The organism is Oceanicola granulosus HTCC2516 (assembly GCF_000153305.1).
GTDB lineage: Bacteria > Pseudomonadota > Alphaproteobacteria > Rhodobacterales > Rhodobacteraceae > Oceanicola > Oceanicola granulosus.
In genome coordinates this window covers 1862832-1882338 of the sequence record NZ_CH724107.1, presented here as the reverse complement: position 1 = coordinate 1882338, position 19507 = coordinate 1862832, and the positions used below count along the sequence as shown (strand labels likewise).

The window sequence follows — 19507 nt, the reverse complement described above, 5'->3', positions numbered from 1 at the left end:
CGGCCCGACGCGGCTCGCACGCACACCGAGGGGGCAACGCGATGACGGTCCATTTCATCGGCGCCGGCCCCGGCGATCCGGAGCTCCTGACCCTCAAGGCCGCGCGGCTGATCGAGGCCTGCCCGGTCTGCCTCTACGCCGGCTCGCTGGTGCCCGCGGCCGTCGTGGCGCGCGCGCCGGCGGGGGCGCGGGTGCTCGATACCGCGCCGATGACGCTCGACGAGACGCACGCCGAGATCCGGGCGGCGCACGCACGGGGCGAGGACGTGGCGCGGGTCCATTCCGGGGATCCGTCGCTCTACGGCGCCGTGGCCGAGCAGGTCCGGCGGCTGCGCGCCGACGGCATCCCCTACCAGATCGTGCCCGGCGTGCCCGCCTACGCGGCGGCGGCGGCGGCGCTGGGGCAGGAGCTGACGGTGCCCGAAATCGCGCAGTCGATCGTGCTGACGCGGATGTCGATGAAGTCGACCTCGATGCCGCCCGGCGAGACGCTCGAGACCTTCGCGCGCAGCGGCGCGACGCTGGCGATCCACCTCGGCATCCGCGCCCTGCGGGAGATCGAGCGCCAGCTCGTGCCCCACTACGGCGAAGACTGCCCCGTCGCCGTCGTCTACCGCGCCAGCTGGCCCGACCAGCAGGTCATCCGCGGCACCCTCGCCGACATCCGCGAGCGGGTCCGCGCCGCCAAGATCACCCGCACGGCGCTGATTTTCGTCGGCCCCGCGCTCGCCGAGAGCCACGCCTTCCCCGACAGCGCGCTCTACGACGCCGCGAGGCCGCACCTGCTGCGGCCCAGGGCCCGCGAGCGCGGCTGAGGGGCCACGAAATCCGGGCGGCGCGCGCGGGGGACACTTGATTTTAACCCCCGTCACGTCATGCTGGCGCCACGAAAGGTGGAGGGCCAGGTCATCGAATATCTTCCGGACAGCGTGAGAGAAGGCATCGAGCAGGCGCGGCGCAAGGCCGAGCGGCGCAAGAGCCGCCTGCGGCTCGAGGTGGACGGGCGGACGATTCGGGTCCTGCGCTCGTGGAGCACCGGGTTTGCCGTCGCCGTGGAGGAGGGCGACCACCTGCGCGGGCTCGTCGATCTCTACGACGGCGCGCGGCACGTCTCGCAGTGCCTGATCATGACCTCGCGCGACGAGGGCGGCGAGCGGATCTACGAGTTCAAGCGCGCCACCGCCGTACACGACCAGCCGCCCGTGGATTTCGAGCGGCTGGCCCCGGAAGCGCCCGGCGGCCTGCTGCCCTCGCCCGACTGACGGATCAGAGGTCGGCGAAGGCGCGCTGCAGGCGGGCGACCGCCTCGTCGACATGGGCGCGCCGCGTGCCGAGATTGAAGCGCATCGCCAGCTCGCCGCCGGTGCCGAACGGCGGCCCCGGGCTCGGCCCGATCCGCGCGTTGCCGAGCACGCGCTTCTGCAGCTCCTCGCGCGACAGCCCGAGCGGCGCGAAGTCGACCCAGGCGAGGTAGGTCGACTGCATCGGCATCGCCGCGAGGCCGGGGATCCGCGCCACGCCCTCGGCGAATGTGCGGGCATTGCCGGCGAGGTAGTCCACCAGCGCATCGACCCAGGCCGCGCCCTCGGGCGAGTAGGCGGCGCGGGTCATCTCGACGCCGAACCGGTTGGGCTGGATGTCGAGCGCGGTGACGCAGGCCGCGAAGCGGGTGCGCAGCCCCTCGTCGGGGATGATCGCGTAGCCGGTGCGGGCGCCGGCGATGTTGAAGGTCTTGGAGGCCGCGCCGAGGATCACCGTCCGGTCCATCGCGTCGGGCACGGCGACGGGGAACGGCACGTGGCGCTCGCCCGGGAAGACGAGGTCGTGGTGAATCTCGTCGCACAGCAGCAGCAGGCCGTGGCGCGCGCAGAAGTCGGCCAGCGCGCGCTGCTCGTCCGGCGTCCAGATGCGCCCGGCCGGGTTGTGCGGCGAGGACAGCACCAGCATCCGCTCGCGCCCCGAGAGCATCCCCTCCCAGCGCTCGAAATCGAGCGCGAAGCGGCGGTCGGCGCCGATGGCGAGGGGCAGCTCGCGGACCTCGCGCCGGTTGCGGCGGACCTTGGCGGCGAACTCGTGGTAGACGGGCGTCAGGATCGCGATCTCGTCGCCCGGGGCGGTGTAGGTCTGCAGGCACATGGCGATCGCGTTGCCGAGCCCGTGGGTCGCGATGACGTGGCCCGGGTCGGCCTGCCAGCCGTGCCGGTCGGCCATCCAGCCCGCCACCGCCTGCTGGAAGTGGGGCAGGGTGGAGAAGTAGCCGTAGAAGCCGCCGTCGCGCACCCCGGTGACGGCGCGCTGCAGGAACTCGCCGGGCGGGAAGTCCATGTCGGCGACCCACATCGGCAGCGCATCCGCCGCCTCGACGCCGATGGCGCTGGCGAGCAGATCCCACTTGGTGGCGCCGACGCTTCTGCGGTCCACGGGCTGGTCGAAGGACATCGCGGCTCCTGTCACAACTGGCCGCGGCAAATTTCCACGGGGCCCGCCGGGGCGCAAGGGGGCGAGTTGCGCGGGGGCGGGGCTTGGCCTAGATGATGGCCATGACGAAGCGCCCCATCCTCATCCATCCCGACCCGCGGCTGAAGACCGCCGCCACGCCCGTCGGCGAGATCACCGACGAGGTGCGCCGGCTCGCCGACGACATGCTCGAGACGATGTACGACGCCCCTGGAATCGGCCTCGCGGCGCCGCAGGTGGGCGTGCTGAAGCGGGTGCTGGTGATGGATTGCGTCAAGGACGAGGGCGAGGCGCCGCGCCCTCTCGTGCTGTGCGATCCCGAGATCGTCTGGACGTCGGACGCGCGCAATGTCTACGAGGAGGGCTGCCTGTCGATCCCCGACCAGTACGCCGAGGTCGAGCGCCCGGCCGAGGTCGAGGTGCGCTGGACCGACCTCGAGGGCGGCGCGCGGCGCGAGCGCTTCGACGGGCTCTGGGCGACCTGCGTGCAGCACGAGATCGACCACCTCGACGGCAAGCTGTTCATCGACTACCTCAAGCCGCTCAAGCGGCAGATGATCACGCGCAAGATGCAGAAGCTGAAGCGCGAGAAGGCGCGGGCCTGATGGCCGTCCGCCCGATCCCGCGCGGCGGCCCGGCGCCGGGGGCGGGCGTCGCATGAGCCGGCCGTTCGTGATGTGGCCCCACAAGGCGCTGCGCACCCGCGCCGCGCCGGTGGCGCAGGTCGACGACGCGGTCCGCGCGATCTGGGACGAGATGGTCGAGGCGATGGAGGCGATGCCGGGCTACGGGCTCGCCGCGCCGCAGCTTGGGATCGGGCTGCGCCTCGCGGTGGTCGACGCGAGCACCGCGCGCGGCAAGGCGGTGCGGCTCGCCAACCCCGAGCTGCTCCATGCCAGCGTCGAGCTGCGCGAGCACGAGGAGGCCAGCCCCAACCTGCCCGGAGTCGGCGCGGCGCTGAAGCGGCCGCGGGCGGTGACGGTGCGCTTCCTCAACGCGGCGGGCGAGACCGAGGAGCGCGACTTCGTCGGCCTCTGGGCGACGAGCGTGCAGCACCAGCTCGACCACCTCGACGGACGGATGTACTTCGACCGGCTGAGCCGGACCCGGCGCGAGATGCTGCTCAAGCGCGCCCGCAAGCGCTAGGAGGCCCGATGCGCATCGTCTTCATGGGAACGCCCGACTTCTCGGTGCCGGTGCTCGACGCGCTGGTCGCGGCGGGGCACGAGATCGCCTGCGTCTACAGCCAGCCGCCGCGGCCCGCCGGGCGGGGCAGGAAGGACCGGCCGAGCCCGGTCCAGGCCCGCGCCGAGGCGCTCGGCCTGCCGGTGCGCCACCCGGTGTCGCTGAAGCCCGCCGAGGCGCAGGCGGAAGTCGCGGCGCTCGGCGCGGAGGTCGCGGTGGTGGTGGCCTACGGGCTGATCCTGCCGCAGCCGGTGCTCGACGCGCCCGCGCGCGGCTGCCTCAACATCCACGCCTCGCTGCTGCCCCGCTGGCGCGGCGCCGCGCCGATCCACCGCGCGATCATGGCCGGCGACGCCGAGACGGGCGTGTGCATCATGCAGATGGAGGCCGGCCTCGACACCGGCCCGGTGCTGCTGCGCGAGGCGCTGCCGATCGGCGCGGAGGAGACGACGGGCGAGCTGCACGACCGCCTCTCCAGCCTCGGCGCGCGGCTGATCGTCGAGGCGCTGGACGGGCTCGACGGGCTGGAGCCGCAGCCGCAGCCCGAGGCGGGCGTCACCTACGCCGCCAAGATCGACAAGGCCGAGGCCCGCATCGACTGGAGCCGCCCCGCCGACGAGGTCGGCCGCCACATCCGCGGCCTCGCCCCGTTCCCCGGCGCTTGGTGCGACGCGGGCGGCGAGCGGCTCAAGCTGCTGGGCGCCCGCGTCGTCGGGGGCACCGGCGCGCCGGGCGCGGTGCTCGCGCCGCTCGTGGTCGCCTGCGGCACCGGCGCGGTCGAGGTGCCGCTGGTGCAGCGCGAAGGACGCCGGGCGGGGCCGGCGGCGGACGTGCTGCGCGGGTGGAGCGGATTTCCGGAGCGGCTGGGGTAGGGCCGTCGGGCGGGCGGTGCGCAATGAATGCGCACCCTACCTCTTGAACGGGGCCATGCCGGCGCGGGCGAGTTCGTCGGCGCGCTCGTTCTCGGGGTGGCCGGCGTGGCCCTTGACCCATTCCCACGTCACCTGGTGGCGCGCGGCGGCCTCGTCGAGGCGGCGCCAGAGGTCCTCGTTCTTCACCGGCTTCTTCGCCGCGGTCTTCCAGCCGCGCCGCTTCCAGCCGGCGATCCACGAGGTGATGCCGTCCTTCACGTAGTTCGAATCCGTCACCATCGTCAGCCGCGACGGCCGCTCCAGCGCCTCGAGCGCCGAGATCGCGGCCATCAGCTCCATCCGGTTGTTGGTCGTGCGCGCCTCGCCGCCGCTGAGCTCGCGTTCCTTGAGCACCGCGCCGCCCTCGCGCGCGATCAGCACCGCGCCCCAGCCGCCGGGGCCGGGATTGCCCGAGCAGGCGCCGTCGGTATAGGCGAACAGCTCGGCCATCAGAGGATCACCGGCAGCAGGCAGAGCACCACCACCGCCGTCAGCCCCGTGCGCAGCGGCATCCACCAGGCCGGCGCGAGGCCCCAGCGGGCGAACTGCGCGTCGAGCAGCAGCAGCGCGAGGAAGCCGACGGCGAGGCTCGTGGCCGCCGAGGTCGGGCCGCCGCCGGTCGTGAAGAACGCCCACAGCGCCGGGATCACCGACAGCGCGTAGCCCGCCGCGGCGCGCGGGCCCTCGGCGCGGGTGGCGAAGCCCCAGAGCACGCCCGACATGAAGGCGAGGATGATCGTGCCGTAGAACAGCTGCAGGTACGGCCCCGCGAACCGGCCGCCGAGCGTCTCGGCGCTCCAGAGGCCGAGGCCGGGCCACAGCACCGTCGCCGCGCCCCAGAGGAACGGCAGCAGGCCGGCGAGGCCGAGCAGCAGGGCGGAGGCGGGCGGACGCGTCATCGGGCCGGGAATGGCCCGAAGCGGCGCGATGCGCAAGCCGGGAAGCGGCGTGCGGATGGACCCCTGACGTGGCGTGTGCGTTCGACCTTGAAACGGGCCGGGGTGCGACGGACATGGACGATCAGCGACATGGCGGCGGCGACGGGGCCGCGCAGATCGACACGGTGGTCATCGGCGGCTCCGCCGGCAGCCTCGAGCCGCTCGGCCACATCCTCAGCCTGCTGCCCGACGACTTCCCCGCCACCATCCTCGTCTGCCAGCACCGCCCCGCGACCGGCTACTCGATGACCACCCGCATCCTCGGGCGGCACGCGCGCCTGCCCGTCGTCGAGGCCGTCGACGGCGCCGACCTCGCGCCCGGCACCGTCGTCGTCGCCGCGCAGGACCGGCACCTGATGATCGGCGCCGAGCATGTCCACCTGCGGCGCGGCGCGCACGAGAACAACTTCCGCCCCGCCATCGACCCGCTGTTCCGCTCCGCCGCCGTCTATCGCGGGCCGCGCGCGGTGGGGGTGGTGCTGTCGGGCTACCTCGACGACGGCGCGGCCGGGGCGCGGGCGCTGCGCCGCACCGGCGGGCGGGTGCTGGTGCAGGCCCCCGACAGCGCCGATGCCCCCGACATGCCCGCCGCCGCCCTCGCCGCCGTGCCCGAGGCCGACGTGCTCGAGCCCGAGGCCATCGCCACGGTTCTGACGGCGCTCGCGGGCGCGCCCTGTCCGCCGCCGGGCGAGGTGCCGTGGGATATCGGACTGGAGTTGAAGGTCGCCGGACTGGAGGACGCGAACATGGCCACCGAGCAGCAGCTGGGCACGCTCAGCCCCTACAACTGCCCCCATTGCAACGGCGTGCTCTGGCAGATCGACGACGGCCCGCTCACCCGCTTCCGCTGCCACACCGGCCACGGCTACACCCTCGCCAGCCTCGACGAGGCGCAGGAGGAGGCCCTCGACCGGCGGCTGTTCGACGTGCTGCGCGCGCACCGGGGCCGCGAGTCGCTGATCCGGCAGATGGCCGACAAGGCCGCCAGCGCCCGCACCCGCGAGTCGCTCGTCGCGCGGGCGGCGCTGATCGGGGAGGATGCCGAGCGGCTCGAGCGGATCATCCGCCAGCGCGGCGCGGGGTAGGGCGCTTCCGGCTCAGGCCGGCTCGCGCAGCACGCGCGGCACCTTGAACTCCACGTTCTCCTCGGCCGTCTTCACCCGCTCGACGGTGACGTCGTAGCGCGCGTGCACCGCCGCGATCACCTCGTCGATCAGCACCTCCGGCGCCGACGCCCCGGCGGTGACGCCCACTGCCGCCGCCCCCTCGAGCGCGCGCCAGTCGATGTCGGCGGCGCGCTGGACGAGCTGGGCGTAGCTGCAGCCGGCCTTGCGCCCGACCTCCACGAGGCGGCGCGAGTTCGACGAGTTCGGCGCGCCGACCACGAGCAGCGCCTCGATGTGCGGCGCCATCGCCTTGACCGCCTCCTGGCGGTTGGTGGTGGCGTAGCAGATGTCTTCCTTGTGCGGCCCGACGATGGCCGGGAAGCGCGCCTTCAGGGCGGCGACGATCTCGGCGGTGTCGTCGATGGAGAGGGTGGTCTGGGTGACGAAGGCCAGCTTCTCCGGATCGCGCACCTCGACCCCGGCGACGTCCTCGGGCGTCTCCACCAGCAGCACCTCGCCCGGCGGCAGCTGGCCCATGGTGCCGACGGTCTCCGGGTGGCCGGCATGGCCGATCATGATCATCTGCAGCCCGTTCTCGGCATGGCGCGCGGCCTCGATGTGGACCTTGCTCACCAGCGGGCAGGTGGCGTCCACGAAGATCATCTCGCGCTTCGCGGCGGCGGCGGGGACGGCCTTGGGGACACCGTGGGCGGAGAAGATCACCGGGCGGTCGTCGGGGCACTCGTCGAGTTCCTCGACGAAGACCGCGCCCTTGTCGCGCAGATCGTCCACGACGAACTTGTTGTGCACGATCTCGTGGCGCACGTAGACCGGCGCGCCCCATTTCTCGAGCGCCATCTCGACGATCTTGATCGCCCGGTCGACGCCGGCGCAGAAGCCGCGCGGGGCGGCGAGAAACAGGGTGAGGGGGGGCTTGGTCATCGCGCTCTCCTTACGGGGCCGACCTAAGCTCTGCGCGTGCCGAGGTCGAGTCCCGCGCACGAAAACGGGCGGGCCCGCCGGCCCGCCCGCGTCACGTTGCCGTCAGTCCGGGCCTCAGCCCTCGTCGGCCAGCTCCTCTTCGGAGGTGGCGCGGCTCGGGCGATCCTCGCGCGGCGGACGCCCCACCACCTCGCGCAGCTCGTCGAGCTCGATGAAGTTGTCGGCCTGCCGGCGCAGCTCGTCGGCGATCATCGGCGGCTGGCTGCGGATCGTCGAGCAGACCGACACCCGCACGCCCTTGCGCTGCAGTGCCTCGACCAGCGGGCGGAAGTCGCCGTCGCCGCTGAACAGGACGATGTGATCGACGTGCGAGGCGATCTCCATGGCATCGACCGTCAGCTCGATGTCCATGTTGCCCTTCACCTTGCGGCGGCCCTGGCTGTCGGTGAACTCCTTGGCCGGCTTGGTGACCATGGTGAAGCCGTTGTAGTGCAGCCAGTCCACGAGGGGACGGATCGGCGAATAGTCGTCGTTTTCCAGCAGCGCGGTGTAATAGAAGGCCCGGAGCAGCTTGCCGCGGCGCATGAATTCCTGCCGCAGGAGCTTGTAGTCGATATCGAACCCGAGCGACTTGGCCGCGGCGTAGAGGTTCGAGCCGTCGATGAAGAGCGCGAGCCGCTCGTCGCGATAAAACATTGGGCTGTCCTTCTGCGTGAATTCCCGGCCGGTTGTTTCGATGGTGGGGGAGAGGTAATGGGCGGCGGCACGCTCGCTGCAATGTAAAGGTCATGTGACATGGTGCAACCCGGAAGGCGCGTCAAATGACGCAATCGGCACTGATCGCGATCGGTTCTAACGCAGCGTCAGGCGACGTGACGCCGCGTGAGAGGGTGGAGTGGGCGCTCGCCGAGCTGGTCCGGCGACTCGGACCGGGGCTGCGGGCGAGCCGCCTTTACCGGACGCCCGCCTTCCCGCCCGGCAACGGTCCGGATTTCGTGAATGCGGCGTGTATGGTGGCCTGCGGCGGTTCGGCGCAGGCGCTGCTGGCGCTGCTGCACGAGGTCGAGGCCGGGGCCGGGCGCGAACGGCTGGTGCGCTGGGGCGCCCGCAGCCTGGACCTCGATCTGATCGCGCTGGACGCCCAGGTGTTGCCAGCGCAACCCGAGGTGGAGAGGTGGATCAATCTGCCACTGGAGCGGCAGGCGGCCGAAACGCCGCGCGAGCTGCTGCTGCCCCACCCCCGGATGCAGGACCGCAGCTTCGTGCTCGTGCCGCTCGCCGACGTCGCCCCAGACTGGCGCCACCCGATCCTCGGGCGCACCGTCCGCGAGCTGCTCGCCGCGCGTCCGGCGGCCGAGCGCGCCGAGGTCGTGCCGCTCACCTGATCGCGTTCGGGTTCAGACGCGCTGGCGCTTGTCAATCCCCGCGAACAGCGGTAGGAGACGTTTTCCGACTCTCCGACCACCGATGTCCCAGACCTGGAGGCCCCAATGGCCCGCGTTACCGTTGAAGATTGCGTCGACAAGGTTCCGAACCGCTTCGAGCTGGTGATGCTCGCCGCGCACCGGGCCCGCGAAGTGAGCGCCGGCTCGCCGCTGACGGTCGATCGCGACAACGACAAGAACCCGGTCGTGGCGCTGCGCGAGATCGCCGAGGAGACCCAGCAGGCCGACGACCTGCGCGAGCGGATGATCGAGGCGAACCAGACCCAGATCGAGGTCGACGAGCCCGAGGACGACGCGATGGCGCTGCTTATGGGCGCGTCCGAGCCGGCCGACAAGCCCGCCGAGGACGACATGTCCGAGGAGAAGCTGCTGCGTGCGCTCATGGAGGCCCAGGGCCAGCGTTGAGGCGCAGCTCGCGGACGAGATGACGACTTCCGCAGAACTCATCGCGCTCGTCCGCTCCTACAACCCGCGCAGCGACGCGGCGCTCCTGCGCCGGGCCTACGCGTTCGGCGAGGAGATGCACGAGGGGCAGAAGCGCCAGTCGGGCGAGCCCTACTTCACGCATCCCGTCGCCGTCGCCGTCATCCTCGCCGAGCAGCAGATGGACGACGCCTCCATCGTCACCGCGCTGCTGCATGACACGATCGAGGACACCCGCGCCAACTTCGCCAAGGTCGAGGAACTGTTCGGCCGCGAGATCGCCGAGCTGGTCGACGGCGTCACCAAGCTGACCAACCTGCAGCTCTCCTCCACCGAGACCAAGCAGGCCGAGAACTTCCGCAAGCTGTTCATGGCCACCAGCCGCGACCTGCGGGTGACGCTGGTCAAGCTCGCCGACCGGCTCCACAACATGCGCACGATCCGTTCGATGCGGCCCGAGAAGCAGGCCCAGAAGGCGCGCGAGACGATGGACATCTACGCCCCGCTCGCCGGCCGGATGGGGATGCAGTGGATGCGCGACGAGCTCGAGGACCTGGCCTTCCGGGTGCTCAATCCCGACGGGCGCAACTCGATCATCCGCCGCTTCATCACGCTGCAGCGCGAGACCGGCGACGTGATCGAGAAGATCACCGCCGACATGCGGCTCGAGCTGGAGAAGGCCGGGATCGTCGCCGAAGTGCGCGGCCGCGCCAAGAAGCCCTACTCGATCTGGCGCAAGATGCAGGCCAAGGACCAAGGCTTCTCGCGCCTCTCCGACATCTACGGCTTCCGCGTCATCACCGCCACCGAGGCCGATTGCTACCGGGTGCTCGGCACCATCCACCAGCGCTGGCGCGCGGTGCCGGGGCGGTTCAAGGACTACATCTCGCAGCCCAAGAGCAACGGCTACCGCTCGATCCACACCACCGTCTCGGGCCGCGACGGCAAGCGGGTCGAGGTGCAGATCCGCACCCGCGAGATGCACGAGGTCGCCGAGACCGGGGTCGCGGCGCACTGGTCCTACCGCGACGGCGAGCGGGTCGAGAACCGCTTCGCCGTCGATCCGCAGCGCTGGATCACCGCGCTCACCGAGCGGCTCGACGAGGGCCACGACCACGACGAGTTCCTCGATATGGTCAAGCTCGAGATGTACACCGACCAGGTGTTCTGCTTCACGCCCAAGGGCGAGGTCATCAAGCTGCCGCGCGGCGCCACCCCGATCGACTTCGCCTACGCCATCCACACCCGCATCGGCCATGCCTGCGTCGGCGCCAAGGTCGACGGGATGCGGGTGCCGCTCTGGACCCGGCTGAAGAACGGCCAGTCCGTCGAGATCATCACCGCCGAAGGCCAGACCCCGCAGGCCACCTGGATCGACATCGCCGTCACCGGCCGCGCCAAGACCGCGATCCGCCGCTCGCTGCGCGAGGAGGACCGCGAGCGCTTCATCAAGCTCGGCCGCGAGCTCGCGCGCGTCGCGTTCGAGAACGTCGGCAAGCGCGCCACCGACAAGGCGCTGGCCACCGCCGCCAAGGCGCTCGCGCTCGAGGGGCCCGACGACCTGCTCGAGCTGCTCGGCTCGGCCGAGATCACCTCGCGCGAGGTGGTGCGCACGATCTACCCCGACCTCGCCGAGAAGCCGGCCGAGACCGTCGACGCCCGCCGCGCCATCGTCGGCCTCGAGTCCGGCCAGAAGCACCTGCGCGCGCCTTGCTGCCAGCCGGTGCCGGGCGAGCGCATCGTCGGTATCACCTTCCGCGGCCACGGCGTCTTCCTGCACGCCATCGACTGCGCCGTGCTCGCCCAGTACGAAAACCAGAACGAGCGCTGGATCGACCTGCAATGGCAGGAGGGCGTGCACCCGGCGGTGAACACGGTGACGCTCGACATCTCGATCAGCAACGACGCCGGCGTGCTCGGGCGGATTTGCACGTTGATCGGCGAGCAGAGCGCGAATATCTCCGACCTGTCGTTCATCGACCGCAAGCCCGACTACTTCCGGCTGCTGATCGACGTGGACGTGCGCGACGCGGAGCATCTGCACCGGGTGATGACGGCGCTCGAGGCCGACAGCAACGTCGCCTCCATCGAACGCTCTCGCGATCCCGACCGGGCCGCGACGGTGCCATTCAAGGGCTGAGCGCCGAAGGGGACACTTCTTGGTTTTCAAGCGCAGGGACAGGCGGCCAGTCTGGCAGATCGTGCTCCGGGCGCTCTGGCCCAAGGGCGGCTGGGCGCGCGCGGCGACCTACGTCAAGCACCGCGTCCGCCGCCTGCCCGACACGCCCGAGAAGATCAGCCGCGGCATCTGGGCCGGCGTCTTCACCTCCTTCACGCCCTTCTACGGGCTGCACTTCCTGATTTCCGCCGGCCTCGCCAAGGCGATGCGCGGCAACATCGTCGCGGCGCTGCTGGCCACCTTCTTCGGCAACCCGCTGACCTACGTGCCGATCGGGGTGATCGCGCTCAATACCGGCTACTGGATGCTCGGCACCCGCCCGCCGCACGGCTTCGAGCGCGGCCTGTTCGAGAAGTTCGCCGGGGCGGGGGCCGACCTCTGGCACAACGTCCTGTCGATGTTCACCCCGCGCACCGCGCACTGGGGCCGGCTCGAGGTCTTCCACGACGAGGTCTTCCTGCCCTACCTCGTCGGCGGCATCGTCCCCGGCATCGTCGCCGCGACGGTCTGCTACTACCTCAGCACCCCGGTGCTGCGCGCCTACCAGAACCGCCGCCGCAAGACGCTGCGCACCAAGCTCGAGAAGCTGAAGACGCAGGGCTGATTGCATCCCCGCCGCCAGCTTGTATCGTCCGCCCCGACAGCAGGGAGACGGACATGGAAAAGCTGAGGCTGGGCGTGAACATCGATCACGTGGCGACGGTGCGCAACGCCCGCGGCTCGGCCTATCCCGACCCGGTCCGGGCCGCCCGGCTCGCCGAGGAGGCCGGCGCCGACGGCATCACCGCGCACCTGCGCGAAGACCGCCGCCACATCTCCGACCGCGATATCGACGCGCTCATGGAGGCGCTGACCCTGCCGCTCAACTTCGAGATGGCCGCCACGCCCGAGATGCAGGCCATCGCCCTGCGCCACCGCCCGCACGCGGTCTGCATCGTGCCCGAGCGGCGCGAGGAGCGCACCACCGAGGGCGGCCTCGAGGTCGCGCGCGACCAGAACCGGCTGACCCAGTTCATCGCCCCGCTCGCCGACGCGGGCTGCCGGGTCTCGATCTTCATCGCCGCCGACCGCCCGCAGATCGAGGCCGCCCACCGCATCGGCGCGGCGGTGGTGGAGCTGCACACCGGCCGCTACTGCGATCTTCACGCCGAGGGCCGCTTCGACGAGCGCGACGAGGAGCTCGCCCGCCTCGTCGACATGGCCCGCCTCGCCGACAGCCTCGGCCTCGAGGTCCATGCCGGCCACGGCCTGACCTACGACACCGTCGCCCCCGTCGCCGCCATCCCCGAGCTGCGCGAGCTCAACATCGGCCACTTCCTGGTCGGCGAGGCAATCTTCCTCGGCCTCGGCCCCGCCATCCACGAGATGCGCCGCCGCATGGACGCCGCGCGGCAATAGTTCCGCCGCGCCCCGTTCACGAGTGCCGCCGGGCCGGCGGAAGAGGCAAGATTTGCGACTTTTCGCCTGCAGGTGAGCAGAAGTCCGCACGATATTCCATGCTCCGCCAGCCGGTGCGCACAGGGGCGGGAACACCGCGCCGCGCCGTCTGTTCAGCCCTCCAGAGACCGGCCGGAGCGGCACCGTCCGTCGGCCAGGTCCGAGCATATCGGAGGAAGGAATACCATGTTCACGAAGTCCAAGAGCCTCTTCGCCGCCACCGCCGCCCTCGGCCTGTTCGCCACCGGGGCGCTTGCCCAGGACCAGGAGGGCCTGGTCAACGTGTCGGTCGACGACAACACGGTGCAGGTCCCCGTCAGCGTCGCCGCCAACGTCTGCGACGTCGACGTCAACGTGCTGACCGAGCAGTTTGTCGGCTCCGAGGAGACCGCCTGCGAGATCGACCAGAGCACCGCCGCCCAGAACGGCATCAACACCGGCAACGGCGGCAACGGTGACAACGCCGGCGGCAACGGCCAGCAGAACGGCCTGGTGAACCTCTCGGTCGACGGCAACACGGTCCAGGCGCCGATCGGCGTGGCCGCCAACGTCTGCGGCGTCGAAGCCAACGTCATCGCCCAGGACTTCCAGGGCACCGACGAAACCGTCTGCGAGATCTCCCAGGAGCAGGCGGCCGAGAACGGCCTCTCCGGTGCGGCCATGGATGACGACGCCATGACCGGCGAAGCGGAAGACGCCGCCGAGGACGCCGAGGACGCGGCCGAGGACGCAGCGGACGCCGCCGAGGACGAGGCGGAAGACGCCGCCGACGAGGTCGAGGACGAGGCCGAGGACGAGACGGACGACTGATCCGCATCCACCCCTGATCGTCCCCACGTCTTGCAGGCGCCCGGTCCCACCGGGCGCCTGTTCCGTGTCCGGCGCGAGGATCCGCACCGAAGCCTTGGCGGGCCCGCCAGCTTCTGCGAGACAGGGGCAACCGCAGGAGGACCGCCCGATGACGCCGATCCAGATGCTCCGCCCCGCCGCGCTCGCCGCCTGCCTCGCCCTGCCGCTGCCGCTCGCCGCCCAGTCGGTCGGCGAGTGCGACTGGCGCGCCCGCGCCGATGCGATCCCCGAGCCGTGGGAGGCGCACACGATGACCTTCGCCAACGGCGAGGTGCGCATCGCCCTGCTCGACACGATCGAGCCGGCGATGGTCCCGTTCCACCTGCTGGTGCTCGCCCCGCCCTACGACCTCGTCGGCGGCCGCACCTGCCGCGTCGTGAGCTGGGAGGGCACGCGCGGCTTCTACGGCCTGTCGCTCGAGGGGGTCACCGCCGAGTACGATCCCGCCGTCGGCCTGCGCCTCCAGCTCCCCGCCGCCGTGCCCGACGCCGACGGCCGGGAGACGCCCATGTGGCTCTCCGTGACGATCAACCAGGCGACCGGCCAGGTCGGCGCCGCGCTCACCCCCGACTACTGAGCCGCCGCCAATGATCCTCGGCATCGGCACGGACCTCGCCAACATCGAGCGGATCGAGGCGACGCTGGCGCGCTTCGGCGACCGCTTCCGCAACCGTGTCTTCACCGACATCGAGCAGGCCAAGGCCGAGCGCCGCGCCGACGTCGCCGGCACCTACGCCAAGCGCTGGGCCGCCAAGGAGGCCTGCTCCAAGGCGCTCGGCACCGGCCTGCGCATGGGCATCGCCTGGAAGGACATGTCCGTCACCAACCTCGCCTCGGGCCAGCCCGTCATGCATGTCACCGGCTGGGCGAAGGAGCGGCTCGCGGCGATGACGCCCGCGGGCTGCGAGGCGGTGATCCACGTCACCCTGACCGACGACCACCCCTGGGCGCAGGCCTTCGTGGTGATCGAGGCGCGGCCGAAAGCCTCGCCCTCCTCATGACCGCGCCCGCTTCGCGCGGCCTGCTGCGCCGCAACCGCCAGTTCGCGCGCCTGCTCGCCGGGCAGGTGCCGGCCGACTTCGCCGACTGGCTCTCCTACGTCGCGATGATGACGCTGATCGCCTTCCAGTGGGAGGCTCCGACCATCGCCTTCGCGTGGTTCGCCGTCGCGCTGGGGCTGCCCTACCTCACGATCGGCCTGCTCGCCGGCGCCCTCGTCGACCGGCTGCCGGTGCGCGCGGTGCTGGTCGGGGCCAACCTCGGGCGCGGGCTCGTCTACCTGTCGATGACGCTCGCCGGCGACTGGGTGACGCTCGTGGCGCTGCTGGCGCTCGGCCAGTCCGTCGACACCTTCTTCACCCCGGCCAAGCAGGCGGCCCTGCAGCGCCTCGTCGCCGAGCCCGACCGGCTGGCGGCCAACAGCGTCAGCCACGCGGTCAACCAGTCGAGCAAGATCGTCGCCCCGGCGCTGGGCGCGGTGCTGCTGGGGTGGCTCGCGCCGGGTGGCGTGTTCGTCGTCAACGCCGCCATCTCCGGCCTCGCCGCCCTCATCCTGATGACGCTGCCGCCCCTCGGACAGGCGCCGCTCGAGGGGCCGCGCCCGGCCCTGCGCGCCGACATCGCGGCGGGGCTGCGGCTGGTGCGGCGCTCGCCGCCGCTGCGGCTGGCGCTGGGGCTGACGGCGGCGAGCTTCTTCGCCACGTTCCTCTACGACACCCTCCTCGCGGCGCTGATCCGCGACCTCGGCCACCCGGCGGCGGCGCTGGGCTGGGCGATGGCGGCGTTCGGCGTGGGCGGGGTCGCCGGCGCGCTGTGGCTGGCCCGCCGGACCGGGGCGCCGTTCCGCCTCATGGGGCTCGGCGGGCTGGTGGCGGGGCCGGTGCTGATCCTGCCGGGGCTGGCGCAGGTCTTCGGGGTGCCGTTCCCGCTGGCGCCGATGCTGCTGGCCTTCGCCCTCGGCGGCGTGGCCTCGGCGGCGCTGATGATCCCGCCGCGCGTGGTGATCCAGAACGAGACCGCCCCCGAAAGCATCGCCCGCGTCACCGCGCTCGGCGAAGCGGCCAACACCGCCGCCCTCGTCACCGCGCCGTTCCTCGGTGCCGCCATCGCGGCGGCGACCTCCACCGGCATCGTCTTCGTCCTCGGCGGAAGCCTCACGCTCGCCATCGCCGCCGTCGCGCTGACGCGCGCGCGCCGCGCCTGAGCGGGGGCGGGCAACACAGCCGCGCCAGCCGGTCCCGGCATCGCTTGACAGGGGAGGGGCCTCCCCTCATGTAGCCCCGAAGCTTCGAGGAAGGACAGGCGGCTATGGCCGAACAGGAAGGGGTGCTCCACGGGATCTGGGAGACCGTGAAGACCATCGTCTACGCCCTGCTGATCGCGGGGGTCTTCCGGACGCTGTTCTTCCAGCCGTTCTGGATTCCGTCCGGCTCGATGAAGGACACCCTCCTGATCGGCGACTTCCTGTTCGTCAACAAGATGGCCTACGGCTACTCCTACGCCTCCTGCCCCTCGATCCGCATCCCCGCCCTCGGCATCGACATCGGCGCCGACGATTTCTGCGGCGTCTTCCAGGGCGACAAGTCCGACCCGGACTACCAGGGCGGCGACCGCCTCTGGGGCAGCCAGCCGGAGCGGGGCGACGTGGTCGTCTTCCGCCACCCGGTCACCGGGCGCGACTTCATCAAGCGCCTGATCGGCCTGCCGGGCGACGAGATCCGGATCGTCGACGGCCACCTGTTCATCGACGACACTCCGGTGCAGGTCGTCGACGACGGCATCTTCGAGGAGATCTTCGCGCCCCAGGGCCCGCAGGGCCTGCGCCCGCGCTGCGCCAACGGCGCGGTCGGCATGGGCGCGGTCTGCGAGAAGCGCCGCTACATCGAGACCCTGCCCAACGGCGTCAGCCACAGCATCCTCGACATCCGCGACCAGAGCTTCGACAACACCGGCGTCTACACGGTGCCCGAGGGCTACTACTTCTTCATGGGCGACAACCGCGACAATTCCCGCGACAGCCGCGAGAGCCAGGCCTCCGGCGGCGTCGGCTTCGTGCCCTACGAAGACCTCGTCGGGCGCGCCGACCGGGTGGTCTTCTCCTCGGCCGGGCGCTCCATGCTATACTTCTGGACATGGCGGGGCGACCGGTTCTTCAAGAAGATCGAATGATGACGGGGGCGGTCCGCGCCTTCTTCATCTCGGGCTTCGACTGGAACGGGGCCACCGGCCGCGCGACCGTCGTGGTCGGGCTGGTGACGGTCGCGCTGATCACGCTCGCCGGCCCGCCGATTTCGGCGGCGCTCGACGGGCGGCTGAGCCCGGCGCAGGTGATGTTCGTCCTCTCCGCGCTGGTCTGCGTGCAGGTCTACGGCACGATGGTGCGCCGGCTGCACGACGCGGGCCGCTCGGGCTGGTGGATCCTGCTGGCGATCATCCCCTACGGCCCGATCCTCCTGACCCTCGCGCTGCTCGCGCTGCCGAGCCACGCCGACGGCGGCCAGCGCCACGCGCCCACGCTGGCGCGGCGCATCGGCTTCGTCCTCGCCTGCGGGCTGGCGCTGGTGATGCTGTCGCGCGGCTTCTGGACCTCGCACCTGATCGTGTCCGACTCGATGGAGCCGACCCTCATCGAGGGCGACTACGTCTCCGCCGCGACCCTCACCGGCGCGCCGGGGCGCGGCGACGTGGTGCTCTACACCTACGACGCCCCGGGCGATCCGACCCAGATCATGCGCGTCATCGCGCTCGCCGGCGAGACCGTCTCCGTGGCCGACGGCGGGCTCGCCATCGACGGCACGCCGGTCGCGATGGCCGACGGCCGCGAGACCCTGCCCGACGGCACCAGCCACGCCATCCTGCCCGCCACCCCCGTCGCCGAGGCGCTGGCGCCGGCCGAGGCCGAGGTGCCCGAAGACCACGTGTTCGTCCTCGCCGACAACCGCGACCGCGACGGCACCCTCGCCAATCCGCAGCTGCTCGCCACCCGCATGGTGCCGATCTCGCGCACCCGCGCCGAGGTGACGCGGGTGGTGCTGTCCAGCGACGACTGGCGCTCCGGCGTGCTGCCCTGGATCTCGGCGATGCGCTGGCCGCGCGTCGGGAGGCCCGTGCGATGAAGCTCTCCGCCGACCTCACCGCCTTCTGCGACCGCCTCGGCCACCGTTTCGAGAACCCCGAGCTGCTGCTGCGCGCGCTGACCCACCCCTCCTTCTCGAGCACCGGGCGCGGCGACAACCAGCGGCTCGAGTTCCTCGGCGACCGGGTGCTCGGGCTGGTCATGGCCGAAGCACTCTTCGAGGCCGATCCGGAGGCCCGCGAGGGCCTGCTCGCGCCGCGCTACAACGCGCTCGTGCGCAAGGAGACCTGCGCCGAGGTGGCGCGCGAGATCGACATCGGCGCGGTGCTCAAGCTCGGCCGCTCCGAGATGAAGACGGGCGGGCGGCGCAAGGAGGCGCTGCTGGCCGACGCGATGGAGGCGGTGATCGCCGCCATCTACCGCGACGCCGGCTTCGCCCGGGCGCGCGAGGTGGTGCGGGCGCATTGGGGCAAGCGCATCGGCGCCGTCGCCGAGGATGCCCGCGACGCCAAGACCGCGCTGCAGGAGCTGGCGCAGGCGCGCGGCGAGCCGCCGCCGGGCTACCGCGAGATCTCGCGCCACGGCCCCGACCACCAGCCGCTCTTCACCATCGAGGTCCGTCTCGCCACCGGCGAGAGCGCCCGCGCCGAGGCCGGCAGCAAGCGCCAGGCCGAGCAGGCGGCTGCACGGACGCTGCTCGACCGGCTCGCGCCGTAGCGGCTCAGATCGCGTAGGCCACCTGCGACGCCACCACCCGGTCGAAGAAGATCTCGGGCTCGTCGTTGACCGCGCCCGTCACCGTGCCGTCGGGCGCGGTGATCTGCGAGCCGAGGTCGATGCGGATCACGTGCGCCGCCTTGCCGGGGGCGTATTCCCCGTCGCCATCGAGCTGCGCCTCGCCCAGGTGCGCCAGGCGCGACAGGTAGACGTCGATCCAGGCGCTGCGCGCGGTGCCGGCGTCGATCTCGGCGCAGGCGCTGCCCGAGACCAGGTGCAGGTGGTGGGCGGGGCGCTCGGGGAAGTCGAGCGTGATGACGTCATCCGGGTCGCGCATGTCGATGATCTCGGGCTCGTGGTCGCGCACCTCCGCGTCGCCATCGTCCTCCTGCGGCTCCCACGGCTCGGCCGCGGCCGGCTCGAGCAGCGGGGCGACGGGCGCGGGCGGCGGCGCCGGCTCGGCGGTGCGCCCGGCGGGCAGCCATCCGGTGGCGAAGAAGGCGAGCCCCAGCAGCGAGAGCCCGATGACGACGGCATCGATGAGCATGAAGGAATAACCGCCGGCGCCTGGCCGGCCCCCAGATGTGTTTCAGCATGCGAGGAGCCTCGCCGCCGAACCCGGCAGCAATTTGACCGTCCTGCGGTGATGTGGGGGAAGGGGGCGCATCCGGTCGCCACCGCCCCGGCGGCGCAAAGAGTCGCACCCCCTCGCCGCGCCAGCCAAACCGCTAGTTTCATCGCGCGCCACCCGCCTGTAGGCGGTTGCCCCACGAAAAAGCCTCTGCTACATCGCCCCTGATTTTGCGGCCCGGGTCCGGGAACCCGGGTGGCTTCGATTGCCCT

General features: G+C 71.9%; 24 protein-coding genes. 18 read left to right on the top strand and 6 right to left on the bottom strand.

What is annotated here, in order from left to right; all coding sequences use genetic code 11:
• Positions 1 to 41 precede the first annotated feature (41 nt).
• Both cobM and OG2516_RS08995 read left to right on the top strand, forming a co-directional pair.
• On the top strand, positions 42 to 815 hold the full coding sequence (gene cobM, locus OG2516_RS09000) for a precorrin-4 C(11)-methyltransferase (RefSeq protein WP_007255341.1): 774 nt from the start codon (positions 42 to 44) through the stop codon (positions 813 to 815).
• A 60-nt stretch (positions 816 to 875) separates the two neighbouring features.
• Positions 876 to 1262, top strand: coding sequence for a hypothetical protein (locus tag OG2516_RS08995; protein WP_050769127.1), 387 nt, complete (start codon positions 876 to 878; stop codon positions 1260 to 1262).
• A 4-nt stretch (positions 1263 to 1266) separates the two neighbouring features.
• On the opposite strand, the gene OG2516_RS08990 is transcribed toward OG2516_RS08995, so the two are convergent.
• Positions 1267 to 2439, bottom strand: a complete 1173-nt coding sequence (locus OG2516_RS08990) for a MalY/PatB family protein (protein WP_007255339.1) — start codon at positions 2437 to 2439, stop codon at positions 1267 to 1269.
• Between the two features lie 101 nt (positions 2440 to 2540).
• On the opposite strand from OG2516_RS08990, the gene def (OG2516_RS08985) reads away from it, so the two are divergent.
• The 3 genes from def (OG2516_RS08985) to fmt are packed head-to-tail and all read left to right on the top strand — an operon-like array spanning position 2541 to position 4514.
• The gene (gene def / locus OG2516_RS08985) at positions 2541 to 3062 is read left to right on the top strand and encodes a peptide deformylase (RefSeq protein ID WP_040615730.1); all 522 of its coding nucleotides are present in this window, start codon (positions 2541 to 2543) and stop codon (positions 3060 to 3062) included.
• 52 nt (positions 3063 to 3114) lie between these two features.
• Positions 3115 to 3603 carry a peptide deformylase gene (def, locus tag OG2516_RS08980; protein ID WP_007255337.1) on the top strand — a complete coding sequence of 163 codons (489 nt, stop codon included), beginning with the start codon at positions 3115 to 3117 and terminating at the stop codon, positions 3601 to 3603.
• Positions 3604 to 3611: 8 nt separating this feature from the next.
• The gene (gene fmt, locus OG2516_RS08975) at positions 3612 to 4514 is read left to right on the top strand and encodes a methionyl-tRNA formyltransferase (protein ID WP_007255336.1); all 903 of its coding nucleotides are present in this window, start codon (positions 3612 to 3614) and stop codon (positions 4512 to 4514) included.
• 36 nt (positions 4515 to 4550) lie between these two features.
• On the opposite strand, the gene rnhA is transcribed toward fmt, so the two are convergent.
• Together rnhA and OG2516_RS08965 are read right to left on the bottom strand one after the other, a co-directional pair.
• Positions 4551 to 5003, bottom strand: a complete 453-nt coding sequence (rnhA, locus tag OG2516_RS08970) for a ribonuclease HI (RefSeq protein ID WP_007255335.1) — start codon at positions 5001 to 5003, stop codon at positions 4551 to 4553.
• On the bottom strand, positions 5003 to 5452 hold the full coding sequence (locus tag OG2516_RS08965) for a DUF3429 domain-containing protein (RefSeq protein WP_007255334.1): 450 nt from the start codon (positions 5450 to 5452) through the stop codon (positions 5003 to 5005). The genes rnhA and OG2516_RS08965 overlap by 1 nt, the downstream gene beginning before the upstream one ends.
• 113 nt (positions 5453 to 5565) lie before the next feature.
• On the opposite strand from OG2516_RS08965, the gene OG2516_RS08960 reads away from it, so the two are divergent.
• A complete protein-coding gene (locus OG2516_RS08960; protein ID WP_007255333.1) occupies positions 5566 to 6576 on the top strand; it encodes a chemotaxis protein CheB in 1011 nt (336 codons plus the stop codon).
• A gap of 12 nt (positions 6577 to 6588) precedes the next feature.
• Here OG2516_RS08960 and ispH read toward each other — a convergent pair whose 3' ends face one another.
• On the bottom strand, positions 6589 to 7539 hold the full coding sequence (ispH, locus tag OG2516_RS08955; protein WP_007255332.1) for a 4-hydroxy-3-methylbut-2-enyl diphosphate reductase: 951 nt from the start codon (positions 7537 to 7539) through the stop codon (positions 6589 to 6591).
• A gap of 114 nt (positions 7540 to 7653) precedes the next feature.
• Positions 7654 to 8235, bottom strand: coding sequence for a LabA-like NYN domain-containing protein (locus OG2516_RS08950; RefSeq protein WP_007255331.1), 582 nt, complete (start codon positions 8233 to 8235; stop codon positions 7654 to 7656).
• 125 nt (positions 8236 to 8360) lie between these two features.
• On the opposite strand from OG2516_RS08950, the gene folK reads away from it, so the two are divergent.
• The 12 genes from folK to rnc all read left to right on the top strand — a co-directional run bounded on the left by folK (position 8361) and on the right by rnc (position 18664).
• Positions 8361 to 8924 (top strand): 2-amino-4-hydroxy-6-hydroxymethyldihydropteridine diphosphokinase, encoded by a 564-nt coding sequence (gene folK, locus OG2516_RS08945; RefSeq protein WP_040615038.1) that lies wholly within the window; start codon positions 8361 to 8363, stop codon positions 8922 to 8924.
• A gap of 105 nt (positions 8925 to 9029) precedes the next feature.
• On the top strand, positions 9030 to 9389 hold the full coding sequence (gene rpoZ, locus OG2516_RS08940) for a DNA-directed RNA polymerase subunit omega (protein ID WP_007255329.1): 360 nt from the start codon (positions 9030 to 9032) through the stop codon (positions 9387 to 9389).
• Between the two features lie 19 nt (positions 9390 to 9408).
• On the top strand, positions 9409 to 11547 hold the full coding sequence (locus tag OG2516_RS08935; protein WP_007255328.1) for a RelA/SpoT family protein: 2139 nt from the start codon (positions 9409 to 9411) through the stop codon (positions 11545 to 11547).
• A 19-nt stretch (positions 11548 to 11566) separates the two neighbouring features.
• Positions 11567 to 12190: a DUF2062 domain-containing protein gene (locus tag OG2516_RS08930; RefSeq protein WP_007255327.1), complete on the top strand. Its 624-nt coding sequence runs from the start codon at positions 11567 to 11569 to the stop codon at positions 12188 to 12190.
• Between the two features lie 53 nt (positions 12191 to 12243).
• Positions 12244 to 12984, top strand: coding sequence for a pyridoxine 5'-phosphate synthase (locus OG2516_RS08925; protein ID WP_007255326.1), 741 nt, complete (start codon positions 12244 to 12246; stop codon positions 12982 to 12984).
• Positions 12985 to 13209: 225 nt separating this feature from the next.
• A complete protein-coding gene (locus OG2516_RS08920; protein WP_007255325.1) occupies positions 13210 to 13833 on the top strand; it encodes a hypothetical protein in 624 nt (207 codons plus the stop codon).
• Positions 13834 to 13981: 148 nt separating this feature from the next.
• Complete coding sequence (locus OG2516_RS08915; protein ID WP_007255324.1) at positions 13982 to 14449, top strand: hypothetical protein; 468 nt, start codon at positions 13982 to 13984, stop codon at positions 14447 to 14449.
• A 10-nt stretch (positions 14450 to 14459) separates the two neighbouring features.
• A complete protein-coding gene (gene acpS / locus OG2516_RS08910) occupies positions 14460 to 14873 on the top strand; it encodes a holo-ACP synthase (protein ID WP_007255323.1) in 414 nt (137 codons plus the stop codon).
• Positions 14870 to 16075 (top strand): MFS transporter, encoded by a 1206-nt coding sequence (locus tag OG2516_RS08905; protein WP_007255322.1) that lies wholly within the window; start codon positions 14870 to 14872, stop codon positions 16073 to 16075. The genes acpS and OG2516_RS08905 overlap by 4 nt, the downstream gene beginning before the upstream one ends.
• A 104-nt stretch (positions 16076 to 16179) precedes the next feature.
• Positions 16180 to 17040: a signal peptidase I gene (lepB, locus tag OG2516_RS08900; RefSeq protein ID WP_007255321.1), complete on the top strand. Its 861-nt coding sequence runs from the start codon at positions 16180 to 16182 to the stop codon at positions 17038 to 17040.
• A complete protein-coding gene (gene lepB / locus OG2516_RS08895) occupies positions 17037 to 17987 on the top strand; it encodes a signal peptidase I (protein WP_040615036.1) in 951 nt (316 codons plus the stop codon). Before lepB (OG2516_RS08900) ends, lepB (OG2516_RS08895) begins: the two co-directional genes overlap by 4 nt.
• Positions 17984 to 18664 (top strand): ribonuclease III, encoded by a 681-nt coding sequence (rnc, locus tag OG2516_RS08890; RefSeq protein WP_007255319.1) that lies wholly within the window; start codon positions 17984 to 17986, stop codon positions 18662 to 18664. Before lepB (OG2516_RS08895) ends, rnc begins: the two co-directional genes overlap by 4 nt.
• Positions 18665 to 18668: 4 nt before the next feature.
• On the opposite strand, the gene OG2516_RS08885 is transcribed toward rnc, so the two are convergent.
• Positions 18669 to 19211: a hypothetical protein gene (locus OG2516_RS08885; protein ID WP_007255318.1), complete on the bottom strand. Its 543-nt coding sequence runs from the start codon at positions 19209 to 19211 to the stop codon at positions 18669 to 18671.
• Positions 19212 to 19507: the final 296 nt, after the last annotated feature.